This window comes from Stenotrophomonas sp. SBJS02 (genome assembly GCF_020428325.2).
Lineage (GTDB): Bacteria > Pseudomonadota > Gammaproteobacteria > Xanthomonadales > Xanthomonadaceae > Stenotrophomonas > Stenotrophomonas africana.
On the sequence record NZ_CP109812.1, the window covers coordinates 3657190 to 3678626 of the forward strand.

Consider the following 21437-nt stretch of genomic DNA (forward strand, 5'->3'; position numbering starts at 1 on the left):
TTTCGGCGGGTCGGATACCGTGCAGTTCAGTTCGACATGCTGCGATACACGCCGGCGAGCACTTTTTTCATCACTGTGCGCTAACAAACGAGACGAAACTGGCTCGAATGCAACTCAAGTCTTTGATTTTTCGAATTAATTTCAATTTTCACCAAAATCATAGATTTGATTAACACAGCTTTAATTCTTGGCGAACGCCCGCTACTATCGGTTCAGCCCTCGCGATTTGGGAGCGCTTTTCGCTCCCCCGCCGGGCACTAACCCAGCCAAGATTTCTTGGAGAGAGAGAGCCAATGAATTTCCAGTCCAACAAGCTGCGCGACGCCGTTCTGGTCGCGCTCGTTGCCGGTGTGGCATCCACTGCCACCGCCCAGGCCCAGGAAGCGACCAACCTTGACCGCATCTCGGTCACCGGTTCGCGCATCAAGAGCACCGACATCGAAACCTCGCAGCCGGTGCTCAGCCTGACCCGCGCCGACATCGAAAAGCAGGGCGTGACCTCGGTCGCCGACATCCTGCAGCGCGTCGCCGCCAACGGTGCCGCCCTGAACCGTACGTTCAACAACGGCGGTGACGGTTCGGCCGGCGTCAGCCTGCGCAACCTCGGTGCCGAGCGCACCCTGGTGCTGGTCAACGGCCGCCGCTGGACCACTGGTCTGGACGGCAGCGTCGACCTGAACACCATTCCGACTGCGATGATCGAGCGCATCGACATCCTGAAGGACGGCGCCTCGACCATCTACGGTTCGGACGCCATCGCCGGCGTGGTGAACATCATCACCAAGCAGAACTTCGACGGTGCTGAAGTCAACGCCTACAAGGGTCAGTACAGCGCCGGCGACGGCCAGCGTGAAGCATATGACTTCACCCTGGGCACCGTGACCGACCGCGCCTCGATCACCGTCGGCGCGTCCTACGTCAACGAAAAGTCCGTGATGGCCGGCGATCGCAAGATCTCCGCCGGTGGCCCGCCGTTCTTCAGTGGCCAGAGCGCAACCGGCATCCCGGGCAGCTATGTGCGCAACGGCAACCAGTACGTCATCATCAATGGCGTTGAAACCCCGTTCGATGCCAACGTCCACGGCTACAACACTGCACCGGACAACTACCTGCTGACCCCGAACGAGCGCACCTCGCTGTTCGTGCTGGGTTCGTACAACGTGACTGACAACATCACCTTCCGTACCGAGGCGATGTACAACGAGCGCAAGTCCGAGCAGCTGTTGGCATCCATGCCGGTGACCGGCCAGCGTCTGAGCGCGGGCAGCATGTACAACCCGTATGGCGTCGACCTGACGGGCGTCAATCGTCGCTTCAATGAATCCGGTGGTCGTTCGTTCAACCAGAACGTCAAGAACTGGCACTTCTACGGTGGCTTCGAAGGCTTCTTCGAATTTGCCGATCGCAACTTCGACTGGGACGTTGGCTATCGTTACGACAAGACCGACCAGAACGACCTGACCTACGGCCTGTTCAACAGGCAGCGTCTGGCCGAGGCCTATGGCCCGTCGGCTCTGCGCGACGGCAAGCCGGTCTGCTTGAATTCGGCGGGCGCCGTCATTGCCGGCTGTGTGCCGATCAATCCGCTGGGTGGACTGGGCTCCATCTCGCAGGAAGCTCTGGACTACACCTCGTTCACCGCACACGATTCGGCGAGCCTGGTGTCGAAGGGCTACTACGCCAACATCTCCGGTGAGATCGTGCAGCTGCCGGCCGGTGCGCTGGGCTTCGCTGCCGGTTACGAGTACCGCAAGGAAACCGGTCAGTTTGATCCGGACGCCTTCATTGCCTCGGGTCTGAGCACCGGCAACGGTGCGGCACCGACCAAGGGCGGCTACGATCTGAACGAGTTCTTCGTGGAACTGTCGATCCCGGTGCTGGCGGACCTGCCGGGCGCCAAGCTGCTGGACTTCAGCGTGGCATCGCGCTACTCCGACTACAGCAACTTCGGCAACACCACCAACAACAAGTTCGGCTTCCGCTGGAAGCCGATCGACGACCTGATGATCCGCGGTAACTACTCCGAGGGCTTCCGCGCGCCGAGCATCAACAACCTGTATCGCGGCGATACAGACTCCTTCGAGACCTACATCGATCCCTGCTCGTCCAACGCTGGCCTCCGTACCGGCGCGGTTGCCGCCCAGTGTGCCGCACAAGGCGTGCCGGCCAACTTCGTTCAGCCGGGCGCCGGTGCAGGCCGCAAGCAGACGGTTGTGCCGTTCACCTGGCAGGCCAACCCGAACCTGAAGCCCGAAACCTCGACCAGCAAGACGCTGGGCCTGGTGTGGAGCCCGAGCTTCGTCACCGGCCTGAACGTCACTCTGGACTGGTGGCAGATCAAGGTGGAAGACGCCATCACCCGTCCGGCGATCCAGGACATCATGAGCTACTGCTACGGCGGCACCCCGCAGCAGCAGGCAGCCTACTGCGGCCTGATCACGCGTGATCCGAACTACGGCACCGTCAACCAGCGCTACACCATCACCAACGTCAACATGCCGCTGCAGAACCTGGCATCGTACAAGGTGGAAGGCTGGGATCTGGGCCTGGCCTACCGCCTGCCGGAGACCTCGTTCGGTCAGTTCACCATCAGCTGGGACAGCACCTATCTGTCCAAGTGGGACACCAAGTCGACCCAGGACTCGCCGGTTGAAGGCCGTCAGGGCCGTTACCGCGACCAGGATCCGTACTGGCGCATCCGCTCCAACCTGTATGTGGATTGGAGCTACGGTGATTTCGGTGTGAACTGGGGCCTGCGCTACAAGTCCGGCATGCGTGAAGAGTGCCCGTTCGATCCGGCCCAGGATCCGGAGACCTTCCCGTTCTGCTCCGACGGTGCGAAGGGCGAGAACCACATCGCGTCGACCACCTACCACGATATCCAGGTCCGCTACAACACCCCGTGGAAGGGCACCATCATGCTGGGTCTGAACAACGCGTTCGACAAGGATCCGCCGGTGTCCTACTCGGTCCGTGCCAACATGTTCGACCCGCAGTACGACCTGCCGGGCCGCTACATGTACATGCAGTACAAGCAGAAGTTCTGATCGATCCACTGATCGGCTGACGCAGCAACGGCCCCGCAAGGGGCCGTTGTTTTTTGTGCCTTCCAGGCTGCAGCAGCACCAACGGAAAAGGCCGCGGCATTGCCGCGGCCTTTCTGTACTCAACGCAGCAACAACGCTCAACCGTTCGGAATCAGCGTCTCGATCAGGTGCTCGACGTAGGCCTCGAAATCCTCGCGCGCCTGCTTGGGTTGCTGCAACTGCAGCGACAACTGCAGGAAGCCGACGTAGGCGGCGTAGGCGAGGCGTGCACGGTGGCGCGCATCGGTCGAGCTGAGCCCGGCCTGGCGGAACGAGGCGATCAGATAGTCGAGGCGGCGCTGCGACACCCGATCGATCACCGGGCGCACCATCGGGTGGTCCAGCGCCTTCAGCAGCTCGCTGTAGATGATGTGCGGCTGCACTTCATGCGCCACCATCTGGAACAGCTGGCGCAGCCGCACACGCGGGTCCGGTACGTCTTCCAGACTGCCGAACACCTGTTCCTGTTCGAACAGTTCCCAGCGTTCCAGTGCGGCCTGCAGCAAGGCGTCACGCGAGGGGAAATGCCAATAGAAACTGCCCTTGGTCACGCCGAGTCGCCGCGCCAGCGGTTCCACCGCAACGGCGCCTACGCCTTGTTCAGCAATCAGGTCGAGGGCCGCCTGGGCCCAGTCTTCGGCACTCAGGCGGCTGTTGCGGCCGGCGCGCGGTTCGCCGGCGGAAGCGTCAGGTTGATTCATGGGCTGATTTAACCATACGCCGGGGTTCGTTGCAGTACGCCGTTGCGGGCGAAACCGTCAAAGGGCTCTCCTGCAGGCCTGTCGCACTGCACCATACGATGCAGTATTGACTTCCCACCCAAGCGATCCATACTAGCAAGTATGGTTACGTCCCCTACTCCCGCTGCGTTCCATGATCTGCGCCTGGAGGCGGCCCATGGCGCGCGCCTTGCAGCGACCGCCAGCGACCATGGCCGGCGCGGCCGGGTGCTTTTCGCGCATGGCTTCGGCCAGACCCGTCATGCCTGGATCGCCACCGCCCGCGCGTTGTCCGCGGCGGGTCTGCAGACCCTGGCCTACGACGCGCGCGGCCACGGCGACTCGGACTGGAATGCCGCCGACCTGCCATATCACGGCGAACAGTTCGCCGATGACCTGATCGTACTGGCCGGCGAGCAACCGCGCCCGCCGGTGCTGGTCGCGGCCTCGATGGGCGGCCTGTTCGGCCTGCTGGCCGAATCGCGCTGGCCTGGCCTGTTCTCGGCAATGGTGCTGGTCGACATCACCCCGCGCTGGGATACCGCCGGTGTCGAACGCATCCTGGCCTTCATGACCGCCCATCCTGACGGCTTCGCCTCGCTGACCCAGGCCGCCGATGTGATCTCGGCCTACATGCCGCACCGTCCGCGCAAATCCGAGCAGTCGCTGCGCGCACTGCTGCGCGAGGACGGCCACGGCCGCTGGCGTTGGCACTGGGACCCGCGCCTGGTGGCCGAACTGGCCCGCGACAGCGAGCAGCACCAGGATGCGCTGGCCGAGGCCGCACGCCAGGTGAAGTGCCCGCTGCTGCTGGTCAGCGGCGGCCGCAGCGACCTGGTCACGCCACAGACCGTGGCCGAATTCCTGGCGTTGGCGCCGCACGCGCGCCATGTACAGCTGCCGCAGGCCACGCACATGGTCGCCGGCGATGACAACGACGCCTTTACCGCTACTGTGTTGGACTATCTGGACGTGTTGCCCGCAGCGGATGCTGCAGCTTCGTCCGCCACAAACGAGCACGTCACCGGAGCACGCTCATGAGCATCGTTCTTCCCTTCCTCGCCCTGCTGCTGGCAGGCGCGTTCGTCGCCTACCACCGCATGCGGCTGTTTACCTGGACGCTGATCAGTGTGGCCCTGCTTGCCGCCTGCTGGTTCATTCCCTACGTCAACCAGACCGCCACGATCGTTGCGGCCGCTGTGTTGGCCGTCATCGCCGTGCCGCTGCTGCTGCCGTTCATCCGCAAGCCGCTGCTGACCGGCCCGATGATGAAGGTGTTCCGCAAGGTGCTGCCGCCGCTGTCGCAGACCGAGCGCATCGCGCTGGAAACCGGGTCGGTTGGCTTCGAGGGCGAACTGTTCACCGGTGATCCGGACTGGAACATCCTGCTCAACTACCCCAAGCCGCAGCTGACCGCCGAAGAACAGGCCTTCCTCGATGGCCCGGTCGAAGAGCTGTGCACGATGGTCAACGACTGGGAAATCACCCACGTCCATGCGGATCTGCCGCCGGAACTGTGGGCCTTCATCAAGAAGAACAAGTTCTTCGGCATGATCATCCCGAAGGAATATGGCGGCCTGGGCTTCTCCGCGCTGGCCCACCACAAGGTGATCCAGAAGCTGGCCTCGGTGTCCTCGGTGGTCAGCTCGACCGTCGGCGTGCCCAACTCGCTGGGCCCGGGTGAACTGCTGGTGCATTACGGCACCCAGGAACAGAAGGACCAGTACCTGCCGCGCCTGGCCGATGGCCGCGAAGTGCCCTGCTTCGGCCTGACCGGTCCGTTCGCCGGTTCCGACGCCACCTCCATTCCGGACTACGGCATCGTCTGCAAGGGCGAGTGGAACGGCGAGCAGGTGCTCGGCGTCAAGCTGACCTTCGACAAGCGCTACATCACCCTGGCCCCGGTCGCTTCACTGATCGGCCTGGCCTTCCGCATGTACGACCCGGATGGCCTGATCGGCGATACCCGCGACATCGGCATCACCCTGGGCCTGCTGCCGCGCGACACCGCCGGTGTTGAAATCGGCCGTCGCCACTTCCCGCTGAACTCGACCTTCCAGAACGGTCCGATCCGCGGCAAGGACGTGTTCATTCCGCTGACCCAGCTGATCGGTGGCGCGGCCATGGCCGGCAAGGGCTGGAACATGCTCAACGAATGCCTGGCCGTGGGCCGCTCGATCACCCTGCCGTCCACCGCCAGTGGCGGTGCCAAGGCCGGTGCCGCCGTGACCGGTGCCTATGCACGCATCCGCAAGCAGTTCGGCCTGTCGGTCGGCCGCTTCGAAGGCGTGGAGGAAGCGCTGGCCCGCATCGGTGGCAAGGCCTACAAGATCAGCGCACTTTCGCAGGCCACCGCTGCTGCGGTGGACCGCGGTGACGTGCCGTCGGTGCCGTCCGCCATTGCCAAGTACCACTGCACCAACATGAGCCGTGAAGTGATCTCGGACATGATGGACGTGATCGGCGGCAAGGGCATCATCCTGGGCCCGCGCAACTTCGCCGGTCGTAGCTGGCAGGCTGCACCGATCGCGATCACCGTGGAAGGCGCCAACATCATGACCCGCAGCCTGCTGATCTTCGGCCAGGGTGCGATCCTCTGCCACCCGTGGGTGCTGAAGGAAATGAAGGCCGCGCAGGATCCGGACACCCGTGCCGGCCTGCAGGACTTCGACCGCAGCCTGTTCGGCCACATCCGCTACGGCATCTCCAATGCCGTGCGTTCGTTCTGGTTCGGCCTGACCGGTGCGCGCTTCGGTGCCGCCCCGGGCGACGCCTATACCCGCCGCTACTTCCGCAAGCTGGACCGTTACTCGGCCAACCTGGCGCTGATGGCCGACATCTCGATGATGACCCTCGGCGGCAAGCTGAAGTTCAAGGAATCGCTGTCCGGCCGCCTGGGCGACGTGCTGAGCCATGTCTACATGACCAGCGCCATGCTCAAGCGCTACCACGACGAAGGCGCACCGCAGGCCGACCAGCCGCTGCTGGCGTGGGCCTTCCATGACAGCGTGCACAAGATCGAAGAGTCGCTGTCGGCCGCACTGCGCAACTTCCCGATCCGCCCGATCGGCTGGCTGATGTGGGCGCTGATCTTCCCGCTGGGCCGTCGTGCCGAGGCCCCGGGCGACCGCCTGAGCCGCCGCGTCGCCGCCCTGCTGATGGCGCCGAATGAAGCCCGCGACCGTCTGGCCAGCGGCGTATTCCTGACCCCGTGCGAGAACAACCCGGGTGGCCGCATCAACAGCTACCTGAGCAAGGCGATCATGGCCGAGCCGGTGGAGCGCAAGTTCCTGAAGGCACTGAAGAGCAAGGGCATTGAAGCGCTGGACTTCAACAGCCAGCTGGACGAAGCCGTGGCCGAAGGCGTGATTACCCAGGACGAGCGCAGCCTGCTGGAAGAGCTGCGTACGCTGACGCTGGATACCATCACCGTGGACGACTTCGACACCCACGAACTGCGCGCGGCCAGCTACTACGACCGCCAGCACAAGGACCCGCATTCGCAGGCGGCCTGATCGCCCGCGACACGCGTTGCCTCGACGGCGGGCCTCGGCCCGCCGTCGCTTTGTCCGCCGACCGGAATCCTCCTCATGTCCACGCCCCTGCTCTCGCTCTACAACCGCCTGCAGCGCTGGCCTGCCGGCACCTGGCTGTTCTCACGCGCGGTGTGCTTCAAGGCGCCCTACTTCGCCAGCATCGCGCCACGCATCACCCGCCTGGAACACGGCCGCTGCGAAGGCACGCTGGCCGACCGCCGCAAGGTGCGCAACCACATCGGTACGGTGCACGCGATCGCGATGTGCAACCTGGCCGAACTGACCGCCGGGCTGATGGTCGATGCATCACTGCCGAAGGGAATGCGCTGGATTCCAAAGGGGATGCAGGTGCAGTACCTGGCCAAGGCGCGTGGCACGCTGCAGGCGGTGGCGCTGCCGGCGCAGCCGATCGTGGTCGCGGCCGAGGGCTATGCGCTGCCGGTGACGGTGAGCGTGCGCGACCGCGCGGGGACGGAGGTGTTCAGCGCGGTGATCGACATGTGGATGTCGCCGGCGAAGTAGTGTTCCCGCGAACGGCGCAGCCCCTCGTGGGTGCGTCGCGAAACGCGGTTTATCGGCTGGGCCGGAGGGGTGGGGCCGGGCGGGGACGCCGCAAGTACGTCCGTGTAGGCTTAGCCGCGCCATCCATGGCGCGGATACCCCGCCCGGCCCCACCCCTCCGGCCTCTGACAGATCTCTGTGGCGTCCACCCACGCAAGAGAAGAAAGAAGAGCAGGAGCAAGCAAAAGCAAAAGCGGCCCTTCGGCCGCTTTTTTCATACGCGCGGAGCCCACGAGCGCAGCGAACCGCTGTTGCTCTTGATCTTCTTTTTCTTCTCCGTGGGCTGGCCGCGCACGGAAACCATCAGAGGCCGGGCGGTTGGGTTCGCGGGGGTGTCCGCGGCATGGATGCCGCGGCCAAGCCTACAAGGACGTACTTGCGGCGTCCCCTGCGGACCCAACCCGCCCGGCCAACCCCATGACAAGCTTTACGTGGCCAACCCACGAGGGCCTGCGCCGTTGGCTGGAAACTACGCCAGCGCGCGAAACACCAACGCCAGGATCGCCGGCACCGCCTGGATCATGAAAATGCGCCGGCTCACGCTGTACGCGCCATAGCACCCCGCCACCACCACACAGGCCAACGAGAAGGTCACCAGCACCGGCTGGTCGATCACCAGACCCACCCCGATGCCCGCCGCCAGGAAGCCGTTGTAGAGGCCCTGGTTGGCCGCCAGAACGCGGGTGGTCTCGGCCTTCTCCGGCGTGTTGCGGAACGTCTTCAGGCCCAGCGGGCGGGTCCACAGGAACATCTCCAGCACCAGGAAGTACACGTGAAGCAGTGCGACCAGCAAGGTCAGGGCGAGTGCGATCCAGTACATGGGCGGTTCCTTGGACAGGGAAGAAGAATCGGATCAGATCCCTTCCCCATGGGAAAGGGATCTGACCCCGGAAAATCAGCGGTCGCGCGGCAGCTTCTTTTCTTCGCGCAGCACACCGAATGCGGCGGCGGTCATGCACGCGGCAACCACCACGCCGCCGATGAACACCACGTGTGAACCAAACAGCGACAAGCCCTTGTGCACCCACGCAAAGCTCAGGTCCGCGCCGCGGTACACCACCGTGTCGATCGCTGCGCCGGCCTTGTAGCGCCACTGCCGGTCCACGCGCGTGTAGATGGTCTCGCGCGCCGGCTTGGCCAATGCGAACTCGCTGGCCCGGGTCATCACCTGCACCACTGCCACCATCAACGGCATGGGTGAAGCGGCAAGCACCGAGAAGCCGATCAGGATCGCAAATCCAGGGATCAACAGGGCCGGTGCGATGCCGTGGCGCGACAGCAGCCAGCGGGTCAGGCCCAGCTGCATCAACAGCGCCAGCGCGTTCACCGCCAGGTCGATGCGCGAGAAGAAGGCCGTGGCGGCGCCTGCATCGTTGAACGTCGCACGCACGATGCTGGCCTGCTGGTTGTACAGCAGGGTGCCCACGCCCACACCGAACACCACCATGATCGCCAGCCAGCGCAGCAACGGCTCACGCGCGATCAGTTTCAGACCGTCCAGCACGCTGCCGCCCATTGGCTGTTCGCCGGACACCAGCTGCTGCTCATGCTCGCGCAGCACCGCCCAGTGCCGTAGCCGCCAGATGCTCAACAGGCAGATGGCGAGGAATCCGGCCGAAACCAGCATCAGGTTGGCGATGCCCACGCGCTGTACCAGCGCACCGGTGATGATCGGACCGAGAAAAGCACCGATGGTGCCGGCCGCGCCGATGTAACCGTAGAAGGTACGTGCCTGCGCGTTGGAAAACACATCGGCCATGAAGCTCCAGAACACCGCCACCGCGAACAGGTTGAAGACGGTGATCCAGAAAAAGAACGCCATGCCGCGGCCCGGCACACCGCTGTCGAACAGTATGTAGAAACCCAGCAAGGTGACGATGAAGAACCCGTACACCGCCGGCAGGAACACCCGCCGCGGGAAGCGGCTGACCAGCCAGCCGTACACCGGCTGCAGCACCAGCATGATCACGAACACGCAGGAGAACAGGAACTGCAGCACGAAGTCCTTGAGCGCGATGCCATGGCTGGCGAACCAGGCAATGAGCATCGGCGGGAACACCGTTTCCAGGTCGGCCGAGGCGGCCATCGCCTCCCGCACCGGGCGCAGCACGTAGTAGCCGCTGAGCAGGCAGAAGAAATACAGGAACGACCACCACAACGCCGGCGACTCGCGCAGCGCCACCATCAGGCCCCGCAGCGGCCCCCTGCCCTGCACCGCACTCACGCGGCGTCCCTCGCCAGAAGACGGCGGTTGGACAGCGGCATGGCAGGCTCCGGGGGCGGTGAAGCGCGTACGTTAGCCAATGCACTGCAACATCGCCAGCAGGAGGCCGTTTGAAGGCTGCAACGCAGTGTCATGAGGAGTCCGGATGACACGTTCCGATACACGCCTTGAGAGCGTCAAAATTCCAACTTTTTCAACGAGATGCGCATTCATCTTCGCTTTGTTTGTGCACAAGGGAAAAGCGGCGCTAGAATCGCCATCAGCAGTCGCGCACGGGTCCAACCGATGAAAAAGAACAGCCTGCGTCGTCCGATCCGTTCGGCGGCCACCGGTTTGCTGGGCATGTTGATGCCCGTTGCCTTGTCCACCACCGCGCAGACACCGCCGGCATTGCCGCCGATGCCGACCAACATCGAATCCGCTACGGCTCCCACCGTCGCCCACACCCAGCCAGCCGCCTACCGCACCGGCCTGGTGCCGCAGGTGCAGGCCCCGGCGGCTGGCTTCAACGTCGCCAACATCGAATCAATGGCGCAGCAGCTCACCTATGGCGAGCGCGTGCCGGGCATGGCCGTGGCCATCGTGCAGGGTGGCCGCGTGCTCAGCGCGCGTGGCTATGGCGTTACCGACGTCAACAACCCGCTGCCGGTCGATGCCCACACCGTGTTCCGCCTGGCGTCACTGTCCAAGGCGTTCGCCGGCACCATGGCCGGCCTGCTGGTCAACGACGGCACCCTGCGCTGGGACAGCAAGGTCACCGACTATGTGCCGGGTTTCCGCCTGAACTCGCCGGAAGCCACCGACCGCCTGACCGTGGCCGACGTGCTCAGCCATCGCGTCGGCCTGCCGTACAACGCCTACGACCGCGACATCGAAGGCAACGCCGAGTACTACGCACTTACCCAGAAGCTGGCCAACACCAGCCTGAAGTGCCTGCCGGGCGACTGCTACGCCTACCAGAACGTGGCCTTCAGCCTGATCGGCGACGTCGTCTATGCCGCCTCCGGCAGCTTCTACGAGCAGTCGGTCGAGCGCCGCATCTTCAAGCCGCTGGGCATGAACGATGCCAGCCTCGGCCTGGCCGGCATCCAGGCCAGTTCGCGCTGGGCACGTCCGCACGTGCGCAGCCGCAATGGCTGGGTCTCGCTGACGCCGAAGCCGACCTACTACCGCGTTGCTCCGGCGGCCGGCGTCAACGCCAGCGCCAGCGACATGGCGCAGTGGCTGCTGGCCCACACCGGCCATCGCCCCGACGTGCTGCCGGCCCCGTTGCTGGCCACCCTGCATTCGAGCCTGATCAACACCCCCGGGGAGATGCGTTCGGGCTGGCGCCGCGAGCGCCTGCACTCGGCCGGCTACGCACTGGGCTGGCGCACCTTCGACTACGCCGGCCACGACGTCGTGTTCCATGCCGGCGCCGTGCAGGGCTACCGCGGCCTGGTCGCACTGGTGCCGGAACGCGACCTCGGCATCGCCATCATGTGGAACGGCGAAAGCGGCCTTCCCAGCGGCCTGCTGCCGACCGTGCTCGATGCCGCACTTGGCTTGCCGGCGCAGCGCTGGCTGGACGTTGACACCGACTTCGGCAGCGACAACCTGATGGCCGAGGGCGCCAGCCCGGCGCAGCAGGACAAGCGCAAGGGCAAGGGTGCTTCGAGCAACCGTGCGGTGGCCTCGCCGCGCTGATCTGGCGGGCTCGACCGTGGATGGGAGGGGCGGGCTGAGGGTCGCCCTTTTTATTGGCTCTTGTAGAGTCGAGCCATGCTCGACTCCGCTGGGCCTGTAGAGCCGAGCCATGCGCGGCTGAGCGGAATCGTGGCGAAAAGCAGTCGAGCATGGCTCGCCTCTACAAATGGCTCGCCTCTACAAACGGAGGGCTAGTGCGCGAAGTAGTGCATACCGCCGTCCACCGGAATCACCGCGCCGGTGATGTAGCCGGCCAAGGGCGAGGCCAGAAAGGCCACCAGCGGCGCCACCTCCTCCGGATCACCAAAACGCCCGATCGGAATGTTGCGGGCAATGAACTCGCGTCGGCTCTCCTCGGTGGGATGCAGGCGGCCGAGGATCTGTGCGCTGTTGATCCGTCCCGGCGCAATTGCATTCACCGTGATGCCCTGCCCGGCCACTTCGGAGGCCAGCCCCTTGCCCCACAGGTGCAGCGCCGCCTTCGCGGCGGTAGCCGCGTTCACTGCGCGCGGCTCCATCGAACCGCTGAAGTTGATCACCCGTCCCCAGCCCTGCGCCTGCATCGCCGGCAGCAGCGCCTGGGTCAGGCGCCGGGCTGCAGAGAAGTTCAGCGCGACCGCCTCCTCCCAGACATCGTCACCGGCATCCATCGGGGTTGGGCGCGATCCCCCCGCCGCGTTGACCAGGATGTCGACGCGCTGCAGCGCCGCCAAGGCTGCATCCGCGATGCGGCGTACATCCTCCGCATCGGTGACGTCGCCGAGCAGGATGATCGGTGCCGGCGCACCCGTGGCCTCAATCCCTTCAGCCAGCGCCTGCAGCGGTTCCGCACGTCGTGCGCTGATCGCAATGCGTACGCCTTGGGCCGCCAGCAGCCGGGCAACACCGGCACCGATGCCACTGCCTGCGCCAGTGACCAAGGCGGTGCGCCCTTCGAGGTTCAAATCCATGGTGATCTCCTGTGAGCATGGCCGGTACATCCGGCCCGTGCAATGCATGCTGTTCGATCACCGCTGATTGATAAACTCCGCGCAGGTTTCAGCATTCAACACCCGGGGTGTCAGATGAACCTGCTGGAGAGCATGCAGGTCTACGTGCTGATCGTGGACAAGGGCAGCCTCAGCGCTGCGGCAGCGGCGATGGCTATCTCGCCGACGATGGCCGGCAAGCACCTGCGTGCACTGGAAGCTCGCCTGGGCATGCAGCTGCTGAGCCGCACCACGCGGCGCCAGCACATGACGCCCTTCGGCGAGGACTACTACGCCCGCTGCAGGGAGATCCTGCGGCTGGTGGATGAAACCGATGCACAGGCCCAGCACCAGCAGCTGGCACCGGCAGGCACGCTGCGCATCAGCGCACCGGTGATCTTCGGCACGCATGCGCTGGTGCCTGCGCTGGCCGACTATATGGCGCGCTATCCTGGCGTGCGTGTCGAAGCGACGCTGAGCGACCGCGTCGTCGACCTCGTCGAAGAAGGATTCGAAGCGGCACTGCGCATCGGTACGCTGGCCGACAGCAGCACACTGGTCGCGCGCGCACTGACGCCGTACCGGTTGATGATGTGTGCCTCGCCCGCGTACCTCGCCCGGCATGGCACGCCCACCGATCCGCAGGCACTTGCCCGGCACCAGTGCCTGTCCTTCGAACCGACGGCACTCGCGCAGTGGCTGCAGGCCGACACTGGCGAACTCGACCGTGCGCCCGACGGCAGGCTGCAGATCAACAACGGCGAAGCGCTGCGTACGGCGGCGCTGCATGGGCTGGGCATCGTGCTGCAGTCGGCACTGCTGCTGGCTGCCGACGTCGACGCCGGGCGCTGGTACAGCTGTTCCCGGAGCAGGGCCAGACCGGTCGGCCGATGCACGTGGTCTACGCCCATGATCGCTACCACTCGACGCGACTGCGCAGCTTCCTGGACTTCCTGGTGGAGCGCTTTCCACCGGCGGCGCACCGCTAGCCTCGACGCTCAGAAGAACAGTCGATCATGGCTCGACGCTACAAACGGCCCATAAAAAAACCCCCTCCCCGCTGGGCAGCCGGGGAAGGGGGTTTCAGGATGCGGCTATCGGGAAGTACTTAGATCAGCGGCGCCGGGGTTGCCGGCAGAGCGACCGGAGCGGCCTTCTTCTTGCGGGCGGCCGGCTTGCGCTTGGCAACCTTCTTCGCTGCCTTCTTCGGGGCAGCCTTCTTGGTGGCCTTCTTCGCGGTCTTCTTTACTGCCTTCTTGGCGGTCTTCTTGACGGCCTTCTTGGCAGTGGCCTTCTTCGCGACCTTCTTGGCCGGCTTGCGGGCCGTTGCCTTCTTGGCAGTCTTCTTGGTGGCCTTCTTGGCTACCTTCTTGACGGCCTTCTTCGCGGTCTTCTTGACGGCCTTCGTGGCAGTGGACTTCTTGGCTACCTTCTTCGCCGCCTTCTTCACTGCCTTCTTCGCAGTGGCCTTCTTGGCGACCTTCTTCGCAGCCTTCTTCACTGCCTTCTTGGCGGTCGCCTTCTTCGCGACCTTCTTCACTGCCTTCTTGGCAGCGGCCTTCTTCGCGACCTTCTTCACCGCTTTCTTGGCGGCGGGCTTCTTCTTCGCAGCTTTCTTGGTTGCCATGGGATGGCTCCTCGTCAGTGATAGGGAGTTGAAACGCCCAGGTGGATCAAACCCGCTGATGCTGCGTGCGGGGACCGCCGGCGCGTCAGGCGCGCCGTTACGGATGCGGCGATGCCCGCCTCGATCGGCGGAACGGGCATCGGAACGGGAGGTGCCTTGCATTTCTCCGGGGGAAGCGGGGCCATGTCCACCGTCATCTGGGTCGCGGTGGTCTTGAAGGGGCTGCTTCGCATCGGACGATTGATTCTGCGCACTCGGTTTGGCAGGCAAGGTCTGCTGAGGCGAAACCTAATCACGGTTTTTTTTACTGTCAACAACCCCCGCGAAAAATTTTCACATCCGCACCTTTCCGGACGCCGCCTGCGCCACCACCCTGCACGGCCTGCAACGACGGCGGAAGCGGCGCGCATGCGCGTTGCCTGCATCGATGTCGATGCAGGCGATGATCAAAAAAACACTTGAAATAAGCACTCCGCGCAGATAGGCGCGGGTGAGGCGCAACAGCGCGAGCGCATCGTCGCTGGTCACCGGCACCGCCGCCAACGCCAGCACAACGGCACCGCAACGGGAGGCGAAAAGTTTTCACATCCGAGTGCGTCGGCGCGGGGTGGAAACGCGGATTTGCGCAAAACTGCGCACGCCCGTCGGCACCGTTCGTCTGTCGACTGATGCCACGCCGAGGGTGCGCAGCGAACCCCGCGTCATGAGTCCGACGCGGCCGCCAAAACAAAAACGGCCACCCGAAGGTGGCCGTTCCAGAGACCGGAAGTGACGACTCAGTGGTCGTCGTTTTCCAGGACTTCGGCGTACGCGTCCGGGTCCAGCAGCTCGTTGACCTCTTCGGCGTTGGTCAGTTCGACCACGAACATCCAGCCTTCGCCGTAGGCATCTTCGTTGATGGTTTCCGGCTTGTCGGACAGGGCCGAGTTGACCTCGACCACCTTGCCGCTGATCGGGCTGTAGACGTCCGAGGCGGCCTTCACCGACTCGACAACGGCGATCTGTTCACCGGCCTTGGCGTCGGCACCGACTTCCGGCAGTTCGACGTAGACCAGGTCACCCAGCAGGCCCTGGGCGTGGTCGGAAATACCGACGGTGACACGGCCATTGCCTTCGACACGGGCCCACTCATGGGACTTGAGGAACTTGAGGTCGCCGGGGATCTCGCTCATGGGACTGCTCCAGAGATATGCAGGGGTGGAAAAAACGGGGCTAGTGTAACCAACCGGCCGCCACTGCTGTCAGTGACGACCGGCATGTTCGGATCAGGCGTCGGCGAGCACACCGGGCTGGGCCTGGCCTTCGCGCACGAACGGGAACTTGACCACGCGCACCGGCACCTGCCGGCCGCGGATGTCGACGGTGACTTCGCCGAGCTCACCGGCCGGTACGCGGGCGAAGGCGATGCCCTTGGCCAGGGTCGGCGAGAAGGTGCCGGACAGGATCTCGCCCTGGCCGCCGGCGGTGGTCACCGCCTGGCCGTGGCGCAGCACGCCCTTCTCGTCCATCACCAGCCCGATCATCTGCCGCGCGGTACCGGCAGCCTTCTGCGCTTCCAGCACGTCGCGGCCGATGAAGTCTCGGCCTTCGTCCAGCGAAACGGTCCAGGCCAGCGCCGCTTCATATGGACTGATCTCTTCGTCCATGTCCTGGCCATACAGGTTCATGCCGGCTTCCAGGCGCAGGGTGTCGCGCGCGCCAAGACCGGCCGGCTTCACGCCCGCCGCCAGCAGGCGGTTCCAGAACGCGACCACGGCGTCCTGCGGCAGCAGGATCTCGAAACCGTCCTCACCGGTGTAGCCGGTGCGGGCGACAAACAGCTCGACGCCGTCATCCGACTGCACCTGCAGGGCGGCGAAGCGGCCCAGCTTGGCCAGCGCTGCGCGGTCGCTTTCGCGGACCAGACCGATGACGATGTCGCGCGCCTGCGGACCCTGCACGGCGAGGATGGCCAGGTCCGGGCGCTGCTCGACGGAAACGCCGAACGGTGCGGCCTGCTCGCGCAGCCAGGCCAGATCCTTTTCGCGGGTGGAGGCATTGACCACCATGCGGAAGAAGTCGTCGCCCAGGTAATAGACGATCAGGTCGTCGATGACGCCGCCGCGCGGATTCAGCATGCACGAGTACAGCGCCTTGCCGGTCACCCTCAGCTTGTCGACCGAGTTGGCCAGCAGGCGGCGCAGGAACGGCTTGACCTGGTCACCGCGCAGGTCGACCACGGTCATGTGGCTGACGTCGAACACACCGGACTCGCGACGCACCAGGTGGTGCTCGTCGAGCTGCGAGCCGTAGTGGATGGGCATGTCCCAACCCCCGAAATCGACCATCTTGGCGCCAAGGGCGCGGTGGGTATCGTTGAGCAGCGTCTTCTGGGTCATGACCGGGTCCGGCAGCAGAGGAAACAAGAATCCCCATTATCCCAGATCGGTCGCCCGCAGGCGTGCCGCAGCGCAGCGCCGGAGCTGTAGAGCCGAGCCCATGCTCGGCGGCTCTTCGTGTGGGCGCCGAGCGTGGGCTCGGCTCTACAGGGGGCGGTCTGCAGCCTCGACCCGTAGCGTGCTGCCCTGCACCGCCACCACCCGCACCAGGCTGCCGGCCTGCAGTTCCGGACCACTGACCTGCCAGTACGCATCATCGATGCTGACCCGGCCCTGCCCGCCGATGATGCCCTGTTGCAAGGGCACCACCCGACCGACCAGCTGTTCGGCGCGGCGGTTGAGCAACGGTGCATCGCTGGGCCGCGCCCTTGCCTTGCCCCAGCGCCGGTAGCACTGGATCGAGACCACGCTCAGCACGACGAAGGCAACGACCTGCCACAGCAACGGAATGCCGCTGAACACCGCAACCAATACGAACACGGCCGCTGCGCCGATGCCGATCCACAGCATGAACGCGCCAGGTGCCAACGCCTCTGCCGCGAACAGCAGCAGCGCCAACGCACCCCAACCGACGACTTCCCAGCGCATGTCAGCCTCCGAGCGGCGGCGGCCGCTTGCCGGCGGGCTTGTTGTCCTGGCTGGCCAGCGCCTGCTTCGCCAGTTCGGCCACGCCCGCGATCGAACCGATCACGCCACTGGCCTCCATCGGCATCAGCACCAGCTTCTGGTTCGGCGAACTGGCCAGTTCCTTGAACGCTTCCACGTACTTCTGCGCGACAAAGTAGTTGATCGCCTGCACGTCGCCCTCGGCAATCGCCGCCGACACCACCTTGGTCGCCATCGCTTCGGCCTCGGCCAGGCGTTCGCGCGCCTCGGCATCGCGGAACGCGGCTTCGCGACGGCCTTCAGCCTCCAGCACGGTAGCCTGCTTTTCGCCATCGGCGCGCAGGATCTCCGACTGCCGTGAACCTTCCGCTTCGAGGATCTGCGCGCGCTTTTCGCGCTCGGCCTTCATCTGCCGCGCCATCGCATCCAGCAGATCGCGCGGCGGCTGGATGTCGCGGATCTCGATGCGGTTGACCTTCACGCCCCAGGGATTGGTGGCATGGTCGACCACGCTCAGCAGCTGGGCGTTGATCACCTCGCGCTGGCTCAACGACTCGTCCAGGTCCATCGAGCCGATCACGGTACGGATGTTGGTTTGCACCAGGGCAATCATCGCCACTTCCAGGTTGGCCACCTCATAGGCGGCCTTGGCCGCATCCAGGACCTGGAAGAAGACCACGCCATCCACACGCACGGCGGCATTGTCCTTGGTGATCACTTCCTGGCTGGGTACGTCCAGCACCTGCTCCATCATGTTCACCTTGCGCCCGACGCCGTAGACGATCGGGATCAGGAAGTGCAGGCCCGGTGTCATGGTGTGGGTGTAGCGGCCGAAGCGCTCAACGGTCCATTCATACCCCTGCGGGACCATCCGCACCGCCTTGAACAGGATCACCACGGCCACGAAGGCCAGTACCACGGTAAAGAACATGGTCGGGAACATCGCGCTTTCCTTATCTATGTCGCCCAGGCCCCAGCATAGCGCGTGAGGGCGGTGGGCACAGCGGAGCTACCAGGGCACCCGCCGGCGCAGGATATCGGCGAACATCACCCAGTCGCCCATGAATGAATACAGCGGATGCCGGAAGGTCGCCGGACGGTTCTTCTCGAAGAAGAAATGGCCGACCCAAGCGAAAGCGTAGCCGCACAGCAGCGCCGCCAGCAGCAGCATCGGCTGCCCGCGCAGGAGGGCTGCCACGATCAGCAGCAGCACGCCGCAGCTGCCGATGAAGTGCAGCCGGCGCGATACAGGGTGGCGGTGCTCGCTGAGATAGAACGGATAGAACTCGCGGAAGCTGGCGAAGCGGGACATGCGCATGCTCCGGGAACCAGGGGCGCCCCCATCATGCACCATCGCTGACCTTGTAGAGCCGAGCCATGCTCGGCTTGCGCGCGCCAGCGCGGTCGGAGGGAGAGCGGCCGAGCCTGGCTCGACGCTACACCGATGAGGTGCGCGGGCCGAACATGATCACCGCCATGCCGGCCAGGCACAGCGCGGCACCGAGCAGGTCCCAGCGGCTGGGACGGATGCCATCGACCAGCCACAGCCAGAACAGCGCGGTGCCGATGTAGACGCCACCGTAGGCGGCATAGACCCGGCCACTGGCGGTCGGATGCAGGGTCAACAGCCAGGCGAACAGGGCCAGGCTGGCCGCCGCCGGCAGCAGCAGCCAGATGCTCCCGCCTTTGCGCAGCCACAACCAGGGCAGATAGCAGCCGACGATCTCGGCCAGCGCGGTCAGCAGGAACAGGCCGAGCGTCTTCACGCTTTCTCCGCCGCCTTGGCGTGCTGCCACAGCGCTTCCTGCGCATCCAGGTCCAGTGTCGCCAACGCGCTGCCCTGCGCTTCGGCCTGCGCTTCCATCGCACGGAAGCGACGTTCGAACTTGTGGTTGGCCCCGCGCAGTGCCGCGCCCAGGTCGATGTCGGCATGGCGCGCCAGGTTGGCGCAGACGAACAGCAGATCGCCCAGTTCTTCCTGCAGGCGCCCCTTGTTGGCGGCGGTGTCGTCGCGCTCGAATTCCTCGCGCAGTTCCTGCAGCTCCTCGGCGGCCTTGTCGAGCACCGGTAGCGGGCCCGGCCAGTCGAAGCCGACCTTGGCCGCGCGCGACTGCAGCTTCACAGCACGCTGCCATTCCGGCAGGCCTCGCGAGATGCCGGCCAGTGCGGAGGTATCCTGCTCGCCCTTGGCGGCACGCTCGGCACGCTTGATCGCGTCCCAGTTGCGCGTCACCCCATCGGCATCGTCGACGCTGACATCGGCGAACACGTGCGGGTGACGGCGCTGCATCTTGTCGCTGATCGCGCGTGCGACCTCGGCGAAGGCGAAGGCGCCCTGCTCCTCGGCCATGCGTGCATGGAACACCACCTGCAGCAGCAGGTCCCCCAGTTCGTCGCAGAGATCATCCAGGTCGCCGCGGTCGATCGCATCGGCCACCTCGTAGGCTTCCTCGATGGTGTACGGCGCGATGGTCGCGAAGTTCTGTTCCAGGTCCCAAGGGCAGCCGCCCTGCGGATCGCGCAGGCGCGCCATGATCGCCAGCAGGCGCTCCAGTTCGTTGCTGGCTGCACTGCCGGTGGTGGGGGTATCGTGCGCGCTCATGCGGCCTCCAGGGTCAATCGGACAACCAGTCGCGCCACGGCAGGCTGGTATCACCAAGGGCAATGAAATCGCCGTTCAACAGGGTCTCACGGCGGTTGTAGCGGAACGGCTTGCCGGTCGCCGCCGACAGCACCGCTCCGCCGGCGGCGTGCAGTACGCACTGGCCGGCGGCGGTATCCCATTCGGAGGTCGGGCCCAGTCGTGGGTAGACATCCAGGCCACCTTCAGCGATCCGGCAGAATTTCAGCGACGAGCCCTGCGCGATGGTCTCGATGCGCCCCATCCTCGCCAGCAGCGCTTCGGTTTCCGGTGAGCGGTGCGAGCGACTGGCGGCAACGCGCAGCGGCGCGGTGGCCGGTGTGCGCGTACGCAGCACGGTGTCATGCAGGCCCTGCCGGCGATAGGCCAGCTCGCCACGCATGGCATGCCAGACGATGCCGGTCACCGGCGCCAGCACCACGCCGAAGGCCGGCGCCCCCTGGTAGATCAGCGCAATGTTGACGCTGAACTCGCCATTGCGCTTGATGAACTCGCGGGTACCGTCGAGCGGGTCGACGAGCCAGTACGCGCCCCAATGGCGGCGCTGCTCCCACGTGACCGGGGCCGACTCCTCGGACAGGATCGGCAGATCCGGGGTCAGCTGCTGCAGGCCCTGCTCGATGACGTGGTTGGCCGCCAGGTCGGCACTGGTGAGCGGGCTGTCGTCATCCTTGATCTGCACGTCGAAGCCATCGGAATAGACCTGCATGATGGCCTGTCCGGCTTGCTGGGCGATGGCGATTGCGGTCTCGCGCAGGTCCGTGGTCAGTTTGATCATCGCGTTCCCTGCAGCCACTGGCGGGCGATGAACAGCGCCGCCAGCGACCGTCCCTCTGAGAAGTCTTCGCGCAGCATCAGCTGATCCAGCTCGGCCAGCTTCCACGGCACCACTTCCAGTTCTTCCGGCTCGTCGCCGGCCAGCTTTTCCGGGTACAGGTCCCGCGCCACCACCAGCCAGGACTGGTGGCTCATGTAGGTCGGGGCCAGGGTCATCGCGCGCAGCACATCGACCCGGCGCGCGCCGTAACCGGCCTCCTCCTTCAGTTCGCGATCGGCGGCCTGCTCGGGAGTCTCGCCGGCATCGATCCGGCCCTTGACCAGCCCCAACTCGTAGCGGTGCATGCCGGCTGCGTATTCACGTACCAGCAGCACCGTCTCGTCGTCGAGCATCGGCACCACCACCACTGCACCATGGCCCCGGCTGACCAGACGCTCGAAGCGGCGGCGCTCGCCGTTGGAGAACTCCAGGTCCAGGTGCTGGCGCTGGAAGGGGCCGTTCTCCTCATCGGTGATCCGATGGATGATCGGCAAGCGACGGCCGGCACGGTCATCGTTCATGCGGAATCTCCGCGGCGGCCGGCGCCTGCGCCGGGGCCGATAGAATGTGCAGGCAGCAACATGTTCA

20 protein-coding genes and 1 pseudogene are annotated in these 21437 nt (G+C 65.3%); 7 read left to right on the forward strand and 14 right to left on the reverse strand.

Translation table 11 applies throughout. The annotated features are described in order from the left end of the window. The first annotated feature begins 293 nt into the window (after nucleotides 1–293). Entirely contained in the window at nucleotides 294–3047 is a 2754-nt protein-coding gene (locus FQS62_RS16945; RefSeq protein WP_049445382.1) for a TonB-dependent receptor plug domain-containing protein, read from the forward strand. 137 nt (nucleotides 3048–3184) lie between these two features. Here the strand turns inward: FQS62_RS16945 and FQS62_RS16950 are convergent, their stop codons facing one another. Then, a complete protein-coding gene (locus tag FQS62_RS16950; protein ID WP_006464233.1) occupies nucleotides 3185–3787 on the reverse strand; it encodes a TetR/AcrR family transcriptional regulator in 603 nt (200 codons plus the stop codon). Between the two features lie 141 nt (nucleotides 3788–3928). Between FQS62_RS16950 and FQS62_RS16955 the strand changes: the two genes are divergently transcribed. From FQS62_RS16955 to FQS62_RS16965, 3 genes are all read left to right on the forward strand, one after another. Then, nucleotides 3929–4846 carry an alpha/beta fold hydrolase gene (locus tag FQS62_RS16955; RefSeq protein WP_049445385.1) on the forward strand — a complete coding sequence of 306 codons (918 nt, stop codon included), beginning with the start codon at nucleotides 3929–3931 and terminating at the stop codon, nucleotides 4844–4846. Continuing rightward, nucleotides 4843–7320, forward strand: a complete 2478-nt coding sequence (locus tag FQS62_RS16960) for an acyl-CoA dehydrogenase (RefSeq protein WP_088479644.1) — start codon at nucleotides 4843–4845, stop codon at nucleotides 7318–7320. The genes FQS62_RS16955 and FQS62_RS16960 overlap by 4 nt, the downstream gene beginning before the upstream one ends. 75 nt (nucleotides 7321–7395) lie before the next feature. After that, a complete protein-coding gene (locus FQS62_RS16965) occupies nucleotides 7396–7863 on the forward strand; it encodes a hotdog fold domain-containing protein (RefSeq protein WP_088479645.1) in 468 nt (155 codons plus the stop codon). A 508-nt stretch (nucleotides 7864–8371) separates the two neighbouring features. Here the strand turns inward: FQS62_RS16965 and FQS62_RS16970 are convergent. Continuing rightward, the gene (locus tag FQS62_RS16970) at nucleotides 8372–8722 is read right to left on the reverse strand and encodes a DUF1304 domain-containing protein (RefSeq protein WP_208043344.1); all 351 of its coding nucleotides are present in this window, start codon (nucleotides 8720–8722) and stop codon (nucleotides 8372–8374) included. 75 nt (nucleotides 8723–8797) lie between these two features. Further along, nucleotides 8798–10087, reverse strand: a complete 1290-nt coding sequence (locus FQS62_RS16975; RefSeq protein ID WP_208043346.1) for an NTP/NDP exchange transporter — start codon at nucleotides 10085–10087, stop codon at nucleotides 8798–8800. A 324-nt stretch (nucleotides 10088–10411) separates the two neighbouring features. On the opposite strand from FQS62_RS16975, the gene FQS62_RS16980 reads away from it, so the two are divergent. After that, nucleotides 10412–11812 (forward strand): serine hydrolase domain-containing protein, encoded by a 1401-nt coding sequence (locus FQS62_RS16980; RefSeq protein WP_208043345.1) that lies wholly within the window; start codon nucleotides 10412–10414, stop codon nucleotides 11810–11812. A gap of 191 nt (nucleotides 11813–12003) precedes the next feature. Here FQS62_RS16980 and FQS62_RS16985 read toward each other — a convergent pair whose 3' ends face one another. Further along, entirely contained in the window at nucleotides 12004–12762 is a 759-nt protein-coding gene (locus FQS62_RS16985) for an SDR family NAD(P)-dependent oxidoreductase (RefSeq protein WP_049445404.1), read from the reverse strand. A 114-nt stretch (nucleotides 12763–12876) separates the two neighbouring features. Here FQS62_RS16985 and FQS62_RS16990 point away from each other — a divergent pair. Next, nucleotides 12877–13769: pseudogene (locus FQS62_RS16990) on the forward strand (LysR family transcriptional regulator). Nucleotides 13770–13888: 119 nt separating this feature from the next. Here the strand turns inward: FQS62_RS16990 and FQS62_RS16995 are convergent. Beyond that, nucleotides 13889–14407, reverse strand: a complete 519-nt coding sequence (locus FQS62_RS16995; protein WP_226053481.1) for a hypothetical protein — start codon at nucleotides 14405–14407, stop codon at nucleotides 13889–13891. Nucleotides 14408–14518: 111 nt separating this feature from the next. On the opposite strand from FQS62_RS16995, the gene FQS62_RS17000 reads away from it, so the two are divergent. Continuing rightward, nucleotides 14519–14869: a hypothetical protein gene (locus FQS62_RS17000; RefSeq protein ID WP_268922099.1), complete on the forward strand. Its 351-nt coding sequence runs from the start codon at nucleotides 14519–14521 to the stop codon at nucleotides 14867–14869. A gap of 314 nt (nucleotides 14870–15183) precedes the next feature. Here the strand turns inward: FQS62_RS17000 and gcvH are convergent, their stop codons facing one another. From gcvH to nudE, 9 genes are all read right to left on the reverse strand, one after another. Next, a complete protein-coding gene (gene gcvH, locus FQS62_RS17005; protein ID WP_049445410.1) occupies nucleotides 15184–15579 on the reverse strand; it encodes a glycine cleavage system protein GcvH in 396 nt (131 codons plus the stop codon). Nucleotides 15580–15672: 93 nt separating this feature from the next. After that, on the reverse strand, nucleotides 15673–16785 hold the full coding sequence (gcvT, locus tag FQS62_RS17010; protein ID WP_164159048.1) for a glycine cleavage system aminomethyltransferase GcvT: 1113 nt from the start codon (nucleotides 16783–16785) through the stop codon (nucleotides 15673–15675). Nucleotides 16786–16929: 144 nt separating this feature from the next. After that, nucleotides 16930–17373, reverse strand: a complete 444-nt coding sequence (locus FQS62_RS17015) for an NfeD family protein (protein ID WP_049445415.1) — start codon at nucleotides 17371–17373, stop codon at nucleotides 16930–16932. Nucleotide 17374: 1 nt separating this feature from the next. Then, a complete protein-coding gene (locus tag FQS62_RS17020; RefSeq protein WP_107380104.1) occupies nucleotides 17375–18334 on the reverse strand; it encodes an SPFH domain-containing protein in 960 nt (319 codons plus the stop codon). A gap of 66 nt (nucleotides 18335–18400) precedes the next feature. Next, entirely contained in the window at nucleotides 18401–18703 is a 303-nt protein-coding gene (locus FQS62_RS17025) for an Mpo1-like protein (RefSeq protein WP_049445447.1), read from the reverse strand. 124 nt (nucleotides 18704–18827) lie between these two features. Further along, nucleotides 18828–19157 (reverse strand): YnfA family protein, encoded by a 330-nt coding sequence (locus FQS62_RS17030; protein ID WP_088480712.1) that lies wholly within the window; start codon nucleotides 19155–19157, stop codon nucleotides 18828–18830. Next, nucleotides 19154–19993 (reverse strand): nucleoside triphosphate pyrophosphohydrolase, encoded by an 840-nt coding sequence (gene mazG / locus FQS62_RS17035; protein ID WP_088480713.1) that lies wholly within the window; start codon nucleotides 19991–19993, stop codon nucleotides 19154–19156. The genes FQS62_RS17030 and mazG overlap by 4 nt, the downstream gene beginning before the upstream one ends. 13 nt (nucleotides 19994–20006) lie before the next feature. Beyond that, the gene (gene cysQ, locus FQS62_RS17040) at nucleotides 20007–20810 is read right to left on the reverse strand and encodes a 3'(2'),5'-bisphosphate nucleotidase CysQ (protein WP_154349515.1); all 804 of its coding nucleotides are present in this window, start codon (nucleotides 20808–20810) and stop codon (nucleotides 20007–20009) included. Beyond that, nucleotides 20807–21370 carry an ADP compounds hydrolase NudE gene (gene nudE, locus FQS62_RS17045; RefSeq protein WP_005418435.1) on the reverse strand — a complete coding sequence of 188 codons (564 nt, stop codon included), beginning with the start codon at nucleotides 21368–21370 and terminating at the stop codon, nucleotides 20807–20809. The genes cysQ and nudE overlap by 4 nt, the downstream gene beginning before the upstream one ends. Nucleotides 21371–21437: the final 67 nt, after the last annotated feature.